This is a genomic window from Telluria sp. ZB4P34 (assembly GCF_059686055.1).
Map to the genome: position 1 here is coordinate 461,378 of NZ_JCASIF010000002.1, position 16,518 is coordinate 477,895.

The following is a 16,518-nucleotide window of genomic DNA, read 5'->3' on the forward strand; positions in this document are numbered from 1 at the left end:
TAATGAACTTTGTTCCCCGTGGCGCGTCTATGCAGGTTGATACGCCATACCGTTGCGAGGTGAACATGGTTCAGTTTCCACTACGGTGTCCACGACCGGCCGGCTGCTCCGCCGGCCGGGGGTAGCGGCATGCATCCCCTCCACGCCTCCGAGCCGCCCGGCGGCCTGCTGGCCCAGCTGCGCGCCGACCACGCCCACGTGCGCGCCCTGTTCCACGCCTTCGCCATGCTCGAGCGTGACGACAAAGCCGAGCGCGAACGGGTGGTCGACGAGCTGTGCGACGCGCTGGCGCTGCATGCCCTGCTCGAGCACGAACTGCTCTACCCGGCGCTGCGCGGCGCGGTCGACGACGACCTGCTCGAGGATGCGGCGCTGGAACACGACAGCATCGCCGAACTCGTCGAGCAGCTCGGCTCCCTGTTCGCCGGAGACGGCTTGTTCGAGGTGAGCGTCGCGGTGCTGGCCGAGGAAGTCGAACGCCACGTCGCCTTCGAGGAGAACCTCCTGTTCCCGGGCTTTGCGCGCGCCGGCGCCGGCCAGCTGGACGTGGAGCTGGGCCTGCGGCTGCGCGCGCGCCGCGCCGCGCTCGAGTCCGATCTCCTGGCCGTGCCGCCGGCCATCGACGGCAGCGCAGCGCGCGGCCTGCTGCACGGGGCCACGGGGCGACTGCGCGAGCGGCGTTCGCGGCCGCGCTAGCGCCGGCGTGGGCAGCACGGCGACCTGCCGGCCCCGGCGAAGGAACTAACGCTCCAGCCTCCCCTCTAAACGGCACGAGCGCATCCATACGCGCTCGCGATTCTGCATGAGCTTTACGGCATTCCGTTTCGGACTTCCACCTCAGGGCACACAAGGAGAGCGACATGGCGACAAGCAAAGAGAACGGCAAGGGCAGTGCGCAGAAGAGCGGCGCCGGGGGCGGCCAGGCGCCGGCCAAGCGCGGTTTCGCAGCAATGGACCAGAACCAGCAACGCGAAATCGCCAGCAAGGGCGGACAGGCGGCGCACCAGAAAGGCACCGCACACGAGTTTGACTCCGAGGAAGCACGCCGCGCCGGCCAGAAAGGCGGCGAAGCGGTGAGCCGCAACCGCGCCCACATGGCCGACATCGGGCGCAAAGGAGGAGAAAGCCGGCAGTCGGCCCAGCGCGCCGCCGCTGCCGCCAAGAACGCCGGCAACCGCCAGGGCGACAAGGAAGCTTGAGCGCATTCCCGGCACGGCAGGCAGCGCGCTGACGGCCGGCCATCCCGACGATGTTTTCATACCACGGCGCAGCGGCGCCGTGGCCACGGGGCTCCCGAACGCCCCGGCGCCGTGTTACATTGCGGCCCCATGCACCGCTTACCCTACCTCACCGCCTATCCCGACACGCTGCGCGCCCAGGTGGGCGGCCTGATCGATGCCGGCCAGCTCGGCGAGGTGCTCCTGCAGCGCTACCCGGAGGCCCACGGCATTCGCACCGACAAGGCGCTGTACGCCTTCGTGCAGGACCTGAAGGACGACTACCTGCGCCAGGCGGCGCCGGTGTCGCGGGTCGCCTTCGACAGCAAGATCCACGTCGTGCAGCACGCGCTCGGACTGCACACCGCGATCTCGCGCGTGCAGGGCAGCCGCCTGAAGGCCAAGCACGAGATCCGCATCGCCAGCGTGTTCCGCGATACTCCCCTGCCCTTCCTGCGCATGATCGCGGTGCACGAACTGGCGCACCTGAAGGAGAAGGAGCACGACAAGGCCTTCTACAAGCTGTGCTGCTGGATGGAACCGCATTATCACCAGCTCGAGTTCGATCTGCGGCTCTATCTCACCTGGCTCGACCTCGGGGGACGCCGCCTGTGGGCTGCCACCGACTCCACCGTTGCCATCGAACAACAACAATTGTCAGATTGATTCCTCTGCACGATTGAACATCTCGACTTTCATAGTTGCCTTAGGTAAAGTTTCACAATTGCACGCCAGCTGGCGTGCATCCACGCTCCCCAAGCCGTCCACGCCGCAATTCGATTTCATGACCTACCAGTTTTGTTTCTCCGGCACACAAGTGCCGGCTGCCCTGCGCGGCAGTGCATTTGCTTGCGGCCTGCTGGCCGCCACGCTTGGCGGCAATGCTGCTGCGGCCGACCCGTCGTCCGCTGACACCCTGGCCTGGAAATTATCCGGCTTCGGTACCCTCGGCACGGTCCATGCGAGCGATCGCAGCGCCGACTTCACGTCGTCGGTCCTGCGCGCCACCGGCGCCGGCTACAGCGAACGCTGGAGCCCGGATGTCGACAGCCGCCTGGGCGCCCAGCTCGACGTATCGCACGGGCACTGGTCAGGCGTGGTGCAGGTGGTCAGCGAGCAGAACCTCGAAGGCAGCTACCGCCCACGCATCGAATGGGCCAATATCAAGTACCAGGTGACGCCCGACCTGGCGCTGCGCGCCGGACGGATCGCACTGCCCGTATTCCTTGCGGCCGACTACCGCAAGGTCGGATACACCATGCCCTGGGTGCGCCCTCCGGTCGAAGTCTATGGCGCGCTGCCGCTCTCCAGCAGCGATGGCGTGGATGCCACCTGGCGCTGGAGTTCGGGCGATACACGCCACGCAACCCAGGCTTTTTACGGCCGCACCGACACCCGGCTGTATGAAGACCGCCGCCTGAAGGCGCACGGCATCGCCGGGCTGTCGCACAGTATCGAGCGTGGTGCGCTGAGCGCACGCCTGTCGGTCCTGACGGCCCGCCTGAACACCCCGATCGGCGAAGAACTGTTCACCGCCTACCGCGCCTTCGGTCCCCAGGGCGCCGCGTTGGCGCGGCGCTACGAGATCGTGGACAAGCGCGTTTCGGTAGCCAGCGCGGGCTTCAGCTACGATCCGGGGCAGTGGTTCGTCAGCGCCGAAGTCGGACGCTCGCACACCCACTCGCTGCTCGGCCGCACCACGACGATGTACGCGGGCGCCGGCTACCGCTACAACAACCTGACGCCCTATGCCGGCTATGCCAACGTGCGCGCCCACGGCGCTACGCGCGACCCCGGCCTGCCCCTGTCCGGATTGCCGCCGCGGCTGCAGGCGACCGCCGCCTTCCTCAATGCAGGGCTGAATACCTACCTGTCGACGATCCCCATCCAGTCGACCATGAGCGCCGGCCTGCGCTGGGACCTGGTGACCGACGCCGCGCTCAAGGTCCAGTACGATCGTGTCCGCCCGACGGACGGCTCGCGCGGCTCCCTCATCAACCAGCAGGCCAGCTTCCGCTCCGGCCAGACCGTGCACGTCGCCAGCGTCGCGCTCGATTTCGTGTTCTGAGGCGGACCATGGCTACACGCATCCGTCATTACCTGGCTGCCGCTGCGCTGACGCTGGCGGCCTCGGCCAACGCATCGGCCGAACTGGTCGTCATCGTCTCGGCCCGCAATCCGTTGCCGGCAATGTCCAGCGACCAGGTCGCCGCACTCTTCCTCGGACAGGCCGGGCGCTTCCCGGACGGCGCCGAAGCCGTGGCGCTCGACCAGCGCCTCGGCACCAGCGAGCGCAACAAGTTCTATGCCCAGGTCACCGGCAAGACGCCAGCCCTGCTGAAGGCCCACTGGTCGAAGATGGTCTTCACCGGGCGCGGCCAGCCGCCGCGCGAAGCCCCCGACAATGCCGCCGTGCGCCGCATGGTGGCGGAGAATCCGGCGATGATCGGCTACATCGACCGTGCCGCGCTGGACGCCAGCGTGCGCCCGGTGCTGGTGCTGCGCTAGCGCCATGGACACCGTGGCCAGGCCCGCGATCGCCCAGGCGGCCCTGCGCCGTCCGTTCCGGCGCCGCCTCACGGCGATGGTGCACTGGCTCGGACACGGCCTGGAAACCCACGTCGCGCTGCCGGTGTTCGCTGCGCTGCTGGTGGTGCTGCTCTGGACCGCCGCCTGGCCCATGGTGCAGGCCGAGGAACAGGCCGCCCACGCCGCCGCGCGCAGCGCCACCCTCGAGCTGCTCGACACCTACGAAGCCCAGATGGCGCGCAGCCTGAGCGCCATCGACCAGACCCTGCGCGTGCTCCAGTACGCGGCCGAGACCAACGGTCCGGGCGCAGCCCTGGATGCGATGAGCGCGCGCGGCCTGCTGCCGCCGGGCCTGGTGTTCCAGGTGGCGATCATCAGCGAGTCCGGCCGCGTGCTGGCCAGCAATCCGCGTGCGCGCGCCGGCGGCGACGTCTCGCGCGCGCCGTGGTTCGCGTGGCACCGCGAGCGCACCGGCGACATCCCGTTCGTGAGCGAAACCATCGGCCGAAACGAACCGCACGTCGTGTTCTCGCGCCGCATCAACGATGCCGGGGGCCGCTTCGCAGGCGTCGCCACCGTGGCGGTCGACCCGGCCTACTTCACCAGTTCGTATGACGGCTCGCGCCAGGGCGGCCGCGGCCTGCTGGGCGTGGCCGGCAGCGACGGCGTGGTGCGCGCGCTGCGGATCGGCGAAGCGGTGTCCTGGGGCCAGCGCCTGGACATGGGCAAGCCCGACAGCGTGTTGCTGCGCACCAGCCCCATCGACGGCGAGCTGCGCTACACCAGCACGCGTCCGCTGGGCGGAGTCCCGCTGGTGGCCGTGGTCGGCCTGTCCGAACCCGAGCAGATGGCCGAACACCGCGCCGAACGCCGCGCCTGGCTGCTGGGCGCCAGCGCCGGTACCGCGCTGCTGGTGGCCGTCGTCATGCTGGTCAGCGCCTGGTCCTGGCAGCTGGCCAAGGCGCGCCGGCGCGAACGGCTGGCGCAGGAAACCTATGCCGCCGCCTCCGAGGCCAGCCTGGACGCCTTTTTCGTGCTGCGCACCATCCGCGACGGCGACGGCGCCGTGCACGACTTCCTGGTCGAGACCACGAATAGCCGCGCCGAACAGCTCACCGGCCTGCCCAAGGCGCACATGGAAGGCAAGCCGATGGCGGTGCTGCTGCCGTCCCACCTCGGCGCCGGCATCTTCGCGGACCTGTCGGCGGTCGCCACCGACAGCGTGGCGCGCGAAGCCGAGTGGCTGGCGCCGATGCGGACCAAGGAGAGCCGCTGGCTGCACCGGCAGGTAGTGCCGGTCGAGGGCGGCGTGGTGGCGATCGTGCGCGACATCACCGAGCGCAAGCTGGCCGAACAGCGGATCCGCCACCTGGCCCACCACGACGACCTCACCGGCCTGCCCAACCGCAGCCTGCTGCGCGACCGCCTCGGCCAGGCCATCCGCGACGCGGAGCGCAAGGGCAACTCGGTCGGCCTGGCCTTCATCGACCTGGACGGCTTCAAGCTGGTCAACGACGGCCTCGGGCACAATGCCGGCGACGAGCTGCTGAAAGTGGTGGGCGAACGCATGGGCCGCTGCCTGCGCCGCAACGACACGCTGGCGCGCTTCGGCGGCGACGAGTTCGTAATCCTGCTGCCGGACCTGTCGGGCGACCCGATGGCGATCACGCCGCTGCTGGAAAAGGTGCGCGAGGCCGTCACCGAGCCGGTCGAGGTCGAGGGGCAGGAAGTGCAGGTCAGCTGCAGCATGGGCGTGGTGCTCTACCCGCGTGACGGCGACGACGCCAATACCCTGATGATGAACGCCGACGCGGCCATGTACCGCGCCAAGGAAAACAAGGACAGCTTCCAGTTCTACGCCAGCGAAATGAACGCCAGCGTGGAAGAAAAACTGATCCTGCTGGAAGGGATGCGCAGCGCGCTCGAGACCTGCACGGCGCCCGGCGTCGATGCCGACGCCTGCCAGTTCCAGCTGCTGTACCAGCCGAAGGTCGACCTGCGCACCGGCCGCCTGTTCGGCGTCGAGGCCCTGATCCGTTGGCACCATCCCGAACACGGCCTGATCTCGCCGCTGCGCTTCATCGGCCTGGCCGAGGAGAGCGGCCTGATCGTGCCGCTGGGCGAATGGGTGGTGCGCACCGCCTGCGCCCAGGGCCAGGCCTGGCGCGCCGCTGGCCTGCCGCCCTTGAGCATCTCGGTCAACGTGTCGGCCCGCCAGTTCGAGGAAAAACGCCTGGTCGAGCGCATCGCCGAGGCCTTGCGCGATACCGGGCTGCCGCCTTCCGCGCTGGAAGTCGAGGTCACCGAAAGCTCGATCATGCGCGACCTGGGGCGCTCGGTGGAGAAGATGCGCGAACTCGAGCAGATGGGAATATCGCTGTCGATCGACGACTTCGGCACCGGCTACTCCAGCCTCTCGGCCCTCAAGTCCTTCCCGATCAGCCGCCTGAAGATCGACAAGAGTTTCGTGCGCGACCTGGCCGACAGCGCGGACGACCAGGCCATCGCCATGGCCGTGATCTCGCTCGGCCACAAGCTGGACCTGCGCGTCATCGCCGAAGGCGTCGAGACCGAGCAGCAGCGCGAGTTCCTGCGCGCAAACGACTGCGACGAAATGCAGGGCTACCTGTTCAGCCGGCCGGTGCCGTCCGAGCGAATCGCCGAGCTGCTGGCAGCGCAAGCCGCCATTGTTCCGCTTGCCGAGGAGCGGACATGACCCTGTTCGGCCGCATCGCCGTCCTGCTGTGGAGCGCCGACCGCGGCCTGCGCCGCACGCTGAGCTACTGGGTCGGCACCTGCCTGCTGTACAGCGTCTGCGGCGGCCTGATGCTGGTGCAGGTCGGTCACGGCATGACCGAGGCCGCGGCAGCGTACAAGCTGATCGGCTACGGCGGCTGCGCCACACTCGGCTTCTACTTCCTGATCCGCTTCAGCCCCCGGCTCGGGCTGGCCCCGGACCAGCTGGCCGTGTCGCAGGCCGTGTTCTCGCTCGCCTGCACCGCGATCGCCTACGGGCTGTCCGGTCCCCTGCGCGCGGGCGTGCTGCTCATGACGGTGGTGATCATCGTGTTCTGCATGTTCGCCGCGCGCCCGCGCCAGACGATGATGCTGTCGCTCGCGTCGATCGGGACCATGGGCGCGACCATGTGGTGGCTGTCGGCGCACGACCCGGTGCGCTTTCCGCCGCTGACCGAAGCGCTCACCTTCGGCTACCTGGCCGGCGCCCTGCTGGCCGCCGCGGTGCTGAGCGGCGAGATGCACAAGCTGCGCTCGCGCCTGAAGCGCCAGCGCCGCGAGCTGGGGGAAGCGCTGGAGACCATCCGCGTGCTGGCCACGGTGGACGAGCTGACCTCGCTGGTGAACCGGCGCCGCATGCACGAAGTCCTCGAGGCCGAGGAAAGGCGCCAGGCGGATGGCCCGCGCACCGGCGTCGGCAGTTGCGTCGCCCTGCTCGACATCGATTTCTTCAAGCAGGTCAACGACCAGTACGGCCACGCCGCCGGCGACGCGGTGCTGCGCAGCTTTTCGACGGTGGCGCGCTCCGCGCTGCGCGGCAAGGACGTGCTGGCGCGCTGGGGCGGCGAGGAATTCCTGCTGCTGCTGCCGGAGGTCGCGCCCGATGACGCACGCCTGGTGCTGGAACGGATGGCCGAGCGGGTCCACGCCATGGCGGTGCCGGGCGTGCAGGGCCGCCGCATCAGCTTCTCGGCCGGACTCGCCATGCGCAGCGACGGCGAACCCTTCGCCGACGCCATCCACCGCGCCGACAAGGCGCTGTACCGGGCCAAGCAGGCCGGGCGCAACCGCATCGTGGCCGTGTAAGCCCCCTCACAAGAAAGAAAACTACAGGCCAAGAGAAAGAAGGTGTTGATCAGCGCGCTTTCTTTTGTTACTTTACTACATCAACATTCCAATCGGAGGTGGTGTGGTGCTGAAGTCCCTTCTTGTCATCGCAGCCTGGCTGCCCGCTGCCTGGGGCCATGCCGCCCCCTACCAGATCCAGCACGTCGAGCCGCCCAACTGGTGGGCCGGCATGCAGCGTCCCGGCCTGCAGCTGATGGTGCACGGCGAGCGGATCTCCGAGCTGACGCCCGCCCTTGCCTACCCGGGCGTGCGCATCACCGGCGTGGAACGCACCGACAACCCGAACTACCTGTTCGTGAACCTGGACATCGGCAAGCAGGCCCGCCCCGGCGAACTCGCGCTGCAGTTCCGGCGCGGGAAGGAGACCCTCGCCACCCACCGTTACCGCCTCGAGGCGCGCCGGCCCGGCTCGGCACGGCGCGGCAGTTTCGGCCCGGCCGACGCGATCTACCTGCTCATGCCGGACCGCTTCGCCAGCGCCAGCGCCGCCAACGACCAGGCCGGCATGCTCGAAGGCGCGGAGCGCGCCAACCCGGTCAAGCGCCATGGCGGCGACCTGGCCGGCATGCGCGCCGGCCTGGACTACATCCGCGACCTCGGCTTCACCATGGTCTGGCCGACGCCCCTGCTCGAGAACAACCAGCCGAGCTATTCCTACCACGGCTATTCGCTGACCGATTACTACAAGATCGACCCGCGCTTCGGCAGCAACGAAGAATTCCGCGACTACGTGGCCGCCGCCAACGCGCGCGGCACCGGCGTCATCCACGACATCGTGCTCAACCACATCGGCACCGGCCACTGGTGGATGCGCGACCTACCGGCGCGCGACTGGATCAACCACGGCACCACCTTCAGGCCCACCAACAACCAGCACACGGTGGCCCAGGACATCCACGTGGCGCCGGAAGAAAAGGCGCGCTTCTTCGACGGCTGGTTCGTCGAGACCATGCCGGACATGAACCAGCGCAATCCGCTGGTGGCGCGCTACCTGATCCAGAATACACTGTGGTGGATCGAGTATGCGAACCTGTCCGGCATCCGCGAAGACACCTATTCGTATTCCGATCCGGCCTTTCTCAACGACTGGAACCGCGCCGTGGCCGCGGAGTACCCGCGCATGAACGTGGTGGGCGAAGAGATGGACGCACGGCCGCACATGGTGGCCTACTGGCAGAAGGGCGTCGTCAACCGCGACGGCTATGCTTCCCAACTGCCCACCGTGATGGACTTCCCGCTGTCCGACACCGCCGCCGAGGCGCTGGCCGAGCCGGAGTCGCATAACAAGGGCCTGATCCGGATCTACGAGATCATCGCGGCCGACTACCTGTACGCCGACCCGATGCGGCTGATGGTCTTCCCGGACAACCACGATCGGCCGCGCATCCTGGCCCAGGTCGACGACAAGCCGGATCTGGCCAAAACCAACCTGATCCTGATGGCGACCACGCGCGGCATCCCGCAGGTGTTCTACGGCACCGAGGTCTTGATCTCGAGCCCGAAACAGCGCGACGACGGCGTGCTGCGCGCCGACATGCCGGGCGGCTGGCCGGGCGACCGGGCCAGCGCCTTCACCGGCGCCGGGCTGTCTCCCGCCCAGCGCGACATGCAGGCCTTCGTGCGCACCCTGTTCAACTGGCGCAAGACCAGTTCCGCCATCACCGCCGGCAAGCTGACCCACTACCTGCCGCGCGACGGCAGCTACGTCTACTTCCGCCACGACGGCAAGCAGACCGTGATGGTGGTACTCAACAAGAACGCCAAAGACAGCAGCCTCGACCTGGCGCGCTTCGCCGGCATGATCAAGGGCGCGCGCCGCGCCACGGACGTGCTCACCGGCGCGGCGGTCGACCTGGGCGCGCCGCTGGCGCTGCCGGCCATGACCTCGAGGGTGCTGGCATGGTGAGGCAGGCCGGGAACGCGGCCGGCCGGCGCGTGCTGGTGGCCGGGGGCGTCGGCATCGACACCATCGTGCGCGTGCCGGCCCTGCCGCTGTCGATGGCCGACTCGATCCATGTGCCGCCCGTGCACGACTACGTGGCCCATACCGGCAATGGCGTCGCACTCGGACTGCTGGCGCTGGGCCACCGGCCGCTGCTGGTCGACTTCATCGGCGCCGACCCGCAGGCGGAGCTGGTCCACGCCCGCTACCGCGAGCGCGGGCTCGATTTCGATTACCTGGTGCACGAGAGCGGCACCCGGCGCAGCGTCAACCTGGTGGCCCCGGATGGCCGCCGGTTGTCGCTGTACGACGGCCGCCATCCGGACGAACTGCGCATGCCGCGCAGCTTCTACCTGCCGCGCATGCAGGAGGCCGAGCACGTCCACCTGAGCATCATGCCGTGGGCGGCGGAGCTGTTCGACGACGCGGCGGCGCTCGGCCTGCCGGTATCGACCGACCTGCACGACTGGGACGGCGACAATCCCTACTACCACCCGTTCGCCTGGCGCGCCGACCTGGTGTTCCTGAGCGCCGCCGCGCTGGGCGAGGGCGTGTTCGAGGCGATGCGCGCGATCCTGCGCAACGGGCGGGCGCGGGTCGTGGTGGCGACCGCCGGCGCCGCCGGCAGCCATGCCCTGGCGCGCGGGGACGACACGATCCGGCACACCGCCTGCGCGCTGCCCGACGGGCCGGTGGTCGACAGCAACGGCGCCGGCGACGCCTTCTCGTCCGCCTTCCTGCACGCCTGGTTCGGGGGTGCGCCGCTGGAGGCCTGCATGCGCACCGGGGCGATCGGCGGCGCGTTTGCCTGCCGCTTCCATGGCACGGCCGAACGCAGCCTGGGACTGGACGAGCTGGCGCGCTACCGCGCTGCAGACATCACGTAGGGTGGTCGGCTTGCCGACCGCGCGTCCAAACAGTGCCACTTGGCCCGATTGCGCTTCCATGCGGGTAGTGGCTGGACGCGCGGTCGGCGGAGCCGACCACCCTACTGGCCCTTGAGCCGTTCAGGCAGACAGACCCTGGCGGCTGCGCAGGCGCCGGATCAGCGCATCCGGATCGGCCTCCACCTGCAGCAGCTCGAGGTGCTGGCTGCGCACGAAGCCTTCCGTGCACTGGTGGCGCACGAAGTCGACCAGGCCGTCCCAGAAGCCGTTGGGGTTGAGCAGGCCGACCGGCTTGGCGTGGATGCCCAGCTGGGACCAGGTCAGCATCTCGAACAGTTCTTCCAGCGTGCCCATCCCGCCGGGCATGGCGATGAAGCCTTCGGACAGCTCGGCCATCATGGCCTTGCGTTCGTGCATGTCCTTGACCACGAACTGCCGCGTCAGGCCGGCATGGCCGACCTCGCGCTCGAGCAGCGCCTTGGGGATCACGCCGGTGGCCTCGCCGCCCAGGCGCAGCACTTCGTCGGCGATCTCGCCCATCAGGCCCACCTTGCCGCCGCCGTAGACGAGGCCGATGTTGTGTTCCACCAGCGCCCTGGCAAGGGCGCGGGCGGCTTCGGTGTAGATCGGGTTGACGCCGTGCGAGGCGCCGCAGTAGACGGCAAAGGTTTTCATGGATCGTTGTGCGTGTTACAGGAAATCGGCGCCGGGCCTGGCCTCGGCGGACAGCTTCTTGAGGTATTCCTCGGACAGTTTTTCGAACAGCAGGCGGGTGTCGCCGCGCAGGTAGGGACCGACCATCGACAGCACCTGGTAGCAGCCGCGCGCCAGCGCATCGGCGATCGCCTGCTGCTCGCTGTACTTGCGCGGATTGCGCACGTATTCGTAGGACAGCCAGTAGGTCGCCACCACCACCATGTTGGTGGCCATCGCGCCGATCTGCTGGTCGGACGCGTCGAGCGAGCCTTCGCTGCGCAGGTCTTCGCATAGCTGGCGCGCCACCTTGATCTTGTGCGCCAGGATCGCCTTGAAATGCAGCTCGAGCTTGCGGTTGCGCGACAGCAGGTCGTTCAGGTCGCGGTAGAAGAAACGGTAGCGCCAGATCAGCTCGAACATCAGGTGCAGGTAGAGCCACACGTCTTCCATGTTCGAACGGCGCCCGGCCGGCACGGTGAGGATGCGTCCGATTTCCGCCTCGAACTGGTTGAAGATCGAGTTGACGATGTCGTCCTTGTTCCGGAAGTGGTAGTACAGGTTGCCGGGCGAGATATTCATCTCCTCGGCAATGACCGTCGTCGTGATGTTCGGCTCGCCGAACTCGTTGAACAGCCTGAGCGAGAGCTCGAGGATGCGTTCGCGGGTCCGGCGCGGAGCTTTTTGTTGCATGAAGGGCGCAGTAGTGGATTCCAGCCCGGAGGATAACACCAAATGCTGTCAATGAGACAGCAGGGGCGGTGGATCAGGCGCCCTCGCCGTCGGGCTCGGCCGGTGCCGGCCTGGCGGCCCGGCGCGGGTGCACTGCGGCGGCCGTCGCGGCCGTGGCCGCGGGCTGGCGTGCGGACAGTTCCGCCAGCATGCGTTCGAGCTCGTCGACGCGGCGGCGCAATGCCTCGACCTCGCTGGCGGCAGGCACGCCGATGGTCGCCAGCGCGCGCGCCACGCGCTCTTCGAACACCTGTTCCAGCTTGCCCCAGGAGCCGCCGCCGCGGCCGCTCCTGCGGGCGGCGCGCTCGGCGGCCCGCGCCACCGTGCCGGTGGCTTCCTCCACTTCGCGTGCGCGCCGCGCCAGCACGCTGCCGTCGCGCACCAGGCGCGTGAACGAGCGGCCGCCCTCGCCTGCTTCCTGGGCCTGGGCAAAGGCGCCCAGGCCTGCCTGCCAGATCTGCTGGGCCGATGCGCGCACCGCGCGCGCGAGCGCCTCGTCCTCGTCCGTCGCCGGAAGTTTCTTGCTCATGACCGATCCTCGTGAACCTCGTGCCTGCCATTCTAGGCGGGCACGCTAGAACCGGGGTTCTAAAGGGAGGCGCGCGACAGCACCTCCATGGCTGGCTTTAAAGGCTGTATCAAGCGCTCCTCAAGGCGCGGGGCGGCTGCGTCCCAGGGCCAGCGCCTGCCGGATATGCTCGCGCAAGCTGGCCGCCGACACCGGCTTGGCATAGTGGGCATCGGCCAGGCCGGCGCGCAGCGCATCCTCGATCTCGGCCAGGTCGTGCTGGCCGGTCAGCATCAGGCGCAGTGTGCGCGGGTAGCGCGCCGCCACCTGCGCCAGCAGCTCGGTGCCGTTCATGCCGGGCATGGCCTGGTCGCACAGGATCAGGTCGACCGGTTCGCGCCCGAGCAACGCCAGCGCCTCGGGACCGGAGGCCGCGCCCAGCACACGCAGCGGTTCGCCCTCGAGCATGTCGGCCAGCACGGCCAGCATGAAGGGATCGTCATCGACCAGCAGGATGGTCGGCAGCGCCTCCACGGGCGGCGCCGTGGAGACCGGCACCGGCGGCAGGAAGGCTTCGAGCTCCGCCACGAAACTATCGGGCTCGATCGGTTTGCTGATGTAGCCGTCGAAGCCGGCGCTCAGCACCCGTTCGCGGTCGCCCGCCATCGCCAGCGCGGTCACGGCCAGCACCGGCACCGGGGCCAGCCGGGGATCGCGCTTGAACGCGGCCACGACGTCGTAGCCGCTCATGCCGGGCAGGTTGACATCGCAGGCTACCAGGTCGGGCAGCTCGGCGCGGGCGGCGGACAGGCCCTGCGGCCCGTCCGGCGCACTGGCCGTGGTATGGCCGTAGGCGGTGAGCAGGAACGCCATCAGCTCGACGTTAGCGGGATTGTCTTCGATGATCAGGATGCGGGCCAAGTCGGCGCTCCGGTGGCGGCGTTGCGTTTATCCTAACACGCGACCCGTCAATACAGCTACCGGCCCGATGCGCCTTCAAACCGCGCCGTTCCGCTGCCGCTGCCCCCCCAGGATTTCGCGCATGAGCGTGTCCAGCACGCGCGGGTTGCGGCCCAGCGCCACATGGCCGACGCCGCCGAACGCCAGGTTGCGCGCACCCGGCAGTTCGCTCGAGGTTTGCGGCGCGATGATGTTGTCGTGGTGCGACCAGATCGAGGTGACCAAGGCGCGTGCCGCCGCGTCCTCGCCTTGCGCCAGCTCGCGCAGCCAGGCGCATTCGGGTGGCTCGCCCGCCGCCAGCCGGCGCATCTGGGCCGCGTTCAGGCCGAGGCCGAAGGCGGCCAGGCAGGTGCCGTGGTGCGGCGTGCCGAGCGTGATCAGGCGCGCCACCCGCGCGGCGCCGCAGGCGCGCATCCAGGCCCGCGCCACCAGCCCGCCCATGCTGTGCGCCACGATCACGACCCGGTCCGCGCCGGTGGCCGCGCACAGCGCCTCGACCGCGCGCTCGACCAGCGGCGCGTAGCCGTCGATGTCGCCCATCAGGGGCTCGAGATCGACCGTGGCGTGGCTGATGCGGGCGGCGTCCAGGCGCGGGGCCAGGTGCGCCCAGTAGCCGCTGTTGCAACCGTAACCGTGCAGCAGCAGGACCGGGGGCGCCGTCGAGCCGGGATGCACGCGGGTGCGGGCGCTGGCGCGCGGCATGGTCCAGGACGACTGCAGCATGCTCGCAGCGAACTCCTCGAGGAACATGCGCAGGCGCGCGCCGGCGCCCCGCACCCGGTATTCCTCGGGCGTCGGGCTGGCGAAACGCGCGCTCATGAAGAAGTTGTTGGCGTTGATCGCGAGGCGCACCAGCAGCACGCTGCCCAGGCCCAGGCCCAGTGCCTGCCAGCGGCCGGCGCCGAAGATCTGCACCGCGGCCAGGCCGATGCCCAGGGCGGCGAGCGCCTGGACGATCAGCAGCAGCTGGAGCAGGCGGCGCGCGCTCATCATGTTGCGTCCGGCGCCAGCCGCGCGGCTGGCCTGCCGGTCAGCGCCGTCGCCAGGCCGCTCGCCAGCTTCGCGGCGAGTCCGTAGATCGTCAGTTGGGGATTGGCGCCGAGCGAAGTCGGGAACAGCGAACCGTCGTGCACGGACAGGTTGGCAAGGCCGCGGTAGCGGCCATCGGGCGTCGTGACGCCGAGGCGCTCGTCGCCCGACATCGCGCAGCCGCCCATCACGTGGGCCGAGGCCACGCGCGTGAGCTGCAGGCCCTGCGGCAGCGCCGCGATCGCGGCCTTCGCTTCGCGCCACGACGTGTAGCGGCGCGCCATCTCGTGCGCAGGCTGCACCGCGCCGGCGCCGGCCGCGAACTGGATCTCGGCCATGGAAAGCAGTGCGCGGCGGGCGCCGTCCCGCAGGTAGTCGGTGAGCGGATAATCGAGTTCCGGGCTGCCGTCGGCGCGCAGGCGCACCGCGCCGCCGGTCGCCTCATCGTGGAAGCCGTCGCGCAGCAGCGCCAGCATGCCGTGCAGGTGCGGAAAGTCGCGCATCATGGCGGCGTGGCTTTCGCCGAAACCGTTCATGGTAGTGGCCAGCAGCAGCGGATGCAGCGGCGGCGCTTCCAGCTTGTAGCCGATCGGGCCGTCCGGCGCGCCGGCCAGGAAGTGGTCGGAATACACGGTCTGCGGTGCGCCGGCCCAGGCCTCGACCCGCTGCGGAAAGAAGGCGGCCGAGATGACGGTGGGATGCAGGAAGGTGCGCCGGCCCAGCAGCCCGCTGGGATCGGGTGCGCCCGAGCGCAGCAGCAGGGCCGGCGAATTGATCGCGCCGCCGGCGACCACGAAATGGCGCGCACGCAGGCGCAGCATCCGTCCGGTGGGCAGGATGCCGGCCGGGTCGAGCGCGCGGCACAGCAGCGCGCTGGCGCGCTCGCCGGCGAACACGAAGCGCTCGCCCTGCGCGCGCGTGACCAGGGTCGCGCCCTGCTCCAGCGCGGCGGGGATGCAGGTCACCAGCATCGATTGCTTTGCATTGGTCGGGCAGCCCATGCCGCAGTAGCCGAGGTTCCAGCAGCCCTTGACATTGCGGCGGATCAGGCCGGTGCCGATGCCGAGTTGCCGGGCGCCGCGGCGCAGGATGTCGTTGTTCTCGTTCGGCGCGCCGGGCCAGTCGCCGATGTGCAGGCGCGCTTCCATCATGGCGAACCAGGGCGCCATTACATCCTGGGTCGCCTCAGGCAGCGCGTAGTGGCGGCGCCACCAGTCGAGCGTGGCGGGCGGGGTGCGGAAGCTCGAGGTCCAGTTGACGGTGGTGGAGCCACCCACGGTGCGGCCCTGCAGGATGTTGATGCCCTTGTCCGCGGTCTTGCGCGCGGCCGATTCCTGGTACAGCATCGGATAGGCCTCGGCCTCGCGCATCCTGAAGTCCTGCGAAGACTTCAGCGCGCCCTCTTCCACGATGATGACGGACAGTCCCGAGCGCGCCAGGATCTCGGCCGTCACGGCGCCGCCGGCGCCGCTGCCGACAATGACGACGTCGGCCTCCAGCGTGCGGTCCTCCGTGAGCGCGGCGGCGTCGACGATCTTCCAGCCTCTGGCGACGCCCGCCGCGATCGGGTCGGGAATCAGGGGCGCAGGCGCGGCGGGCTTCATGGCAGCGCTCCCGCGAGCTCCTTCATCGGTCCGGGATAGCCGGTGGCGGCCCAGCTGGCGGGTTGCGCATACCATGCGCCGAGCACCAGGTCATGCAGCGCATGGTAGGCGCTGCGCAGCAGGCCGATGCGGTGCAGGCGCCAGTCCTGCAGGAAGGCGCTCACCTCCTCGACGTGCGCCGCTTCCCAGCCGCCGGAGACGCCGGTGAGCAGGCGCCGCGCCGGGGCCAGCGCGAGCAGGCCGAACAGGTCCTGCACTTCCTTCTGGATGGCGGGCGGCAGGCCGAGGATGGCCGCGTGCACCCCGTCGATGGTGGACCCGAGGGCCGCTTCCCGCCCTGCCCCGCCAGGCAGGGCGCCGGCCAGGATCGCGGGCGCGATCGCATGCAGGGCCGCGCGCGCTTCGCCGTCGAGGGCAAAACGATGCGGTGCCCCGCTATGCGCGGCGCGATACAGCGCGCCGCCGGCCGCCAGCGCAAGCGCGGCCAGGCCGCCGGCTTTCAGGAAAGTCCGTCGTGATGTTCCCATGTCCCCATCCCAGGCATTGCCTTGTG

Annotated in this window: 16 protein-coding genes; 9 read left to right on the plus strand and 7 right to left on the minus strand. The window is 69.6% G+C overall.

Annotated elements, in window-relative coordinates:
• The first annotated feature begins 129 nt into the window (after positions 1-129).
• The 9 genes from AC56KL_RS06585 to AC56KL_RS06625 all read left to right on the plus strand — a co-directional run bounded on the left by AC56KL_RS06585 (position 130) and on the right by AC56KL_RS06625 (position 10,439).
• Positions 130-696: a hemerythrin domain-containing protein gene (locus tag AC56KL_RS06585; protein ID WP_497179347.1), complete on the plus strand. Its 567-nt coding sequence runs from the start codon at positions 130-132 to the stop codon at positions 694-696.
• Positions 697-860: 164 nt separating this feature from the next.
• Positions 861-1,199, plus strand: a complete 339-nt coding sequence (locus AC56KL_RS06590; protein WP_497179348.1) for a KGG domain-containing protein — start codon at positions 861-863, stop codon at positions 1,197-1,199.
• Positions 1,200-1,328: 129 nt separating this feature from the next.
• Complete coding sequence (locus AC56KL_RS06595) at positions 1,329-1,883, plus strand: YgjP-like metallopeptidase domain-containing protein (protein ID WP_497179349.1); 555 nt, start codon at positions 1,329-1,331, stop codon at positions 1,881-1,883.
• Between the two features lie 118 nt (positions 1,884-2,001).
• A complete protein-coding gene (locus tag AC56KL_RS06600; protein WP_497179350.1) occupies positions 2,002-3,285 on the plus strand; it encodes a hypothetical protein in 1,284 nt (427 codons plus the stop codon).
• An 8-nt stretch (positions 3,286-3,293) separates the two neighbouring features.
• Positions 3,294-3,725: a phosphate ABC transporter substrate-binding protein gene (locus AC56KL_RS06605; RefSeq protein ID WP_497179351.1), complete on the plus strand. Its 432-nt coding sequence runs from the start codon at positions 3,294-3,296 to the stop codon at positions 3,723-3,725.
• Between the two features lie 4 nt (positions 3,726-3,729).
• On the plus strand, positions 3,730-6,462 hold the full coding sequence (locus tag AC56KL_RS06610; protein ID WP_497179352.1) for a bifunctional diguanylate cyclase/phosphodiesterase: 2,733 nt from the start codon (positions 3,730-3,732) through the stop codon (positions 6,460-6,462).
• Positions 6,459-7,568 (plus strand): GGDEF domain-containing protein, encoded by a 1,110-nt coding sequence (locus AC56KL_RS06615; RefSeq protein WP_497179353.1) that lies wholly within the window; start codon positions 6,459-6,461, stop codon positions 7,566-7,568. Before AC56KL_RS06610 ends, AC56KL_RS06615 begins: the two co-directional genes overlap by 4 nt.
• Before the next feature lie 106 nt (positions 7,569-7,674).
• A complete protein-coding gene (locus AC56KL_RS06620) occupies positions 7,675-9,516 on the plus strand; it encodes a glycoside hydrolase family 13 protein (protein ID WP_497179354.1) in 1,842 nt (613 codons plus the stop codon).
• Complete coding sequence (locus AC56KL_RS06625; RefSeq protein WP_497179355.1) at positions 9,510-10,439, plus strand: carbohydrate kinase family protein; 930 nt, start codon at positions 9,510-9,512, stop codon at positions 10,437-10,439. The genes AC56KL_RS06620 and AC56KL_RS06625 overlap by 7 nt, the downstream gene beginning before the upstream one ends.
• Positions 10,440-10,559: 120 nt before the next feature.
• On the opposite strand, the gene AC56KL_RS06630 is transcribed toward AC56KL_RS06625, so the two are convergent.
• From AC56KL_RS06630 to AC56KL_RS06660, 7 genes are all read right to left on the minus strand, one after another.
• Positions 10,560-11,114, minus strand: coding sequence for an LOG family protein (locus AC56KL_RS06630; RefSeq protein WP_497179356.1), 555 nt, complete (start codon positions 11,112-11,114; stop codon positions 10,560-10,562).
• A 15-nt stretch (positions 11,115-11,129) separates the two neighbouring features.
• Positions 11,130-11,825, minus strand: a complete 696-nt coding sequence (locus tag AC56KL_RS06635; protein ID WP_497179357.1) for a TetR/AcrR family transcriptional regulator — start codon at positions 11,823-11,825, stop codon at positions 11,130-11,132.
• Positions 11,826-11,898: 73 nt separating this feature from the next.
• A complete protein-coding gene (locus AC56KL_RS06640) occupies positions 11,899-12,393 on the minus strand; it encodes a phasin family protein (RefSeq protein WP_497179358.1) in 495 nt (164 codons plus the stop codon).
• 120 nt (positions 12,394-12,513) lie between these two features.
• Entirely contained in the window at positions 12,514-13,293 is a 780-nt protein-coding gene (locus AC56KL_RS06645) for a response regulator (RefSeq protein WP_497179359.1), read from the minus strand.
• A 75-nt stretch (positions 13,294-13,368) separates the two neighbouring features.
• Positions 13,369-14,325, minus strand: coding sequence for an esterase/lipase family protein (locus tag AC56KL_RS06650; protein WP_497179360.1), 957 nt, complete (start codon positions 14,323-14,325; stop codon positions 13,369-13,371).
• Entirely contained in the window at positions 14,322-15,965 is a 1,644-nt protein-coding gene (locus tag AC56KL_RS06655; RefSeq protein WP_497179361.1) for a GMC family oxidoreductase N-terminal domain-containing protein, read from the minus strand. Before AC56KL_RS06655 ends, AC56KL_RS06650 begins: the two co-directional genes overlap by 4 nt.
• Positions 15,962-16,492: a twin-arginine translocation signal domain-containing protein gene (locus tag AC56KL_RS06660; protein WP_497179362.1), complete on the minus strand. Its 531-nt coding sequence runs from the start codon at positions 16,490-16,492 to the stop codon at positions 15,962-15,964. The genes AC56KL_RS06655 and AC56KL_RS06660 overlap by 4 nt, the downstream gene beginning before the upstream one ends.
• Positions 16,493-16,518 lie beyond the last annotated feature (26 nt).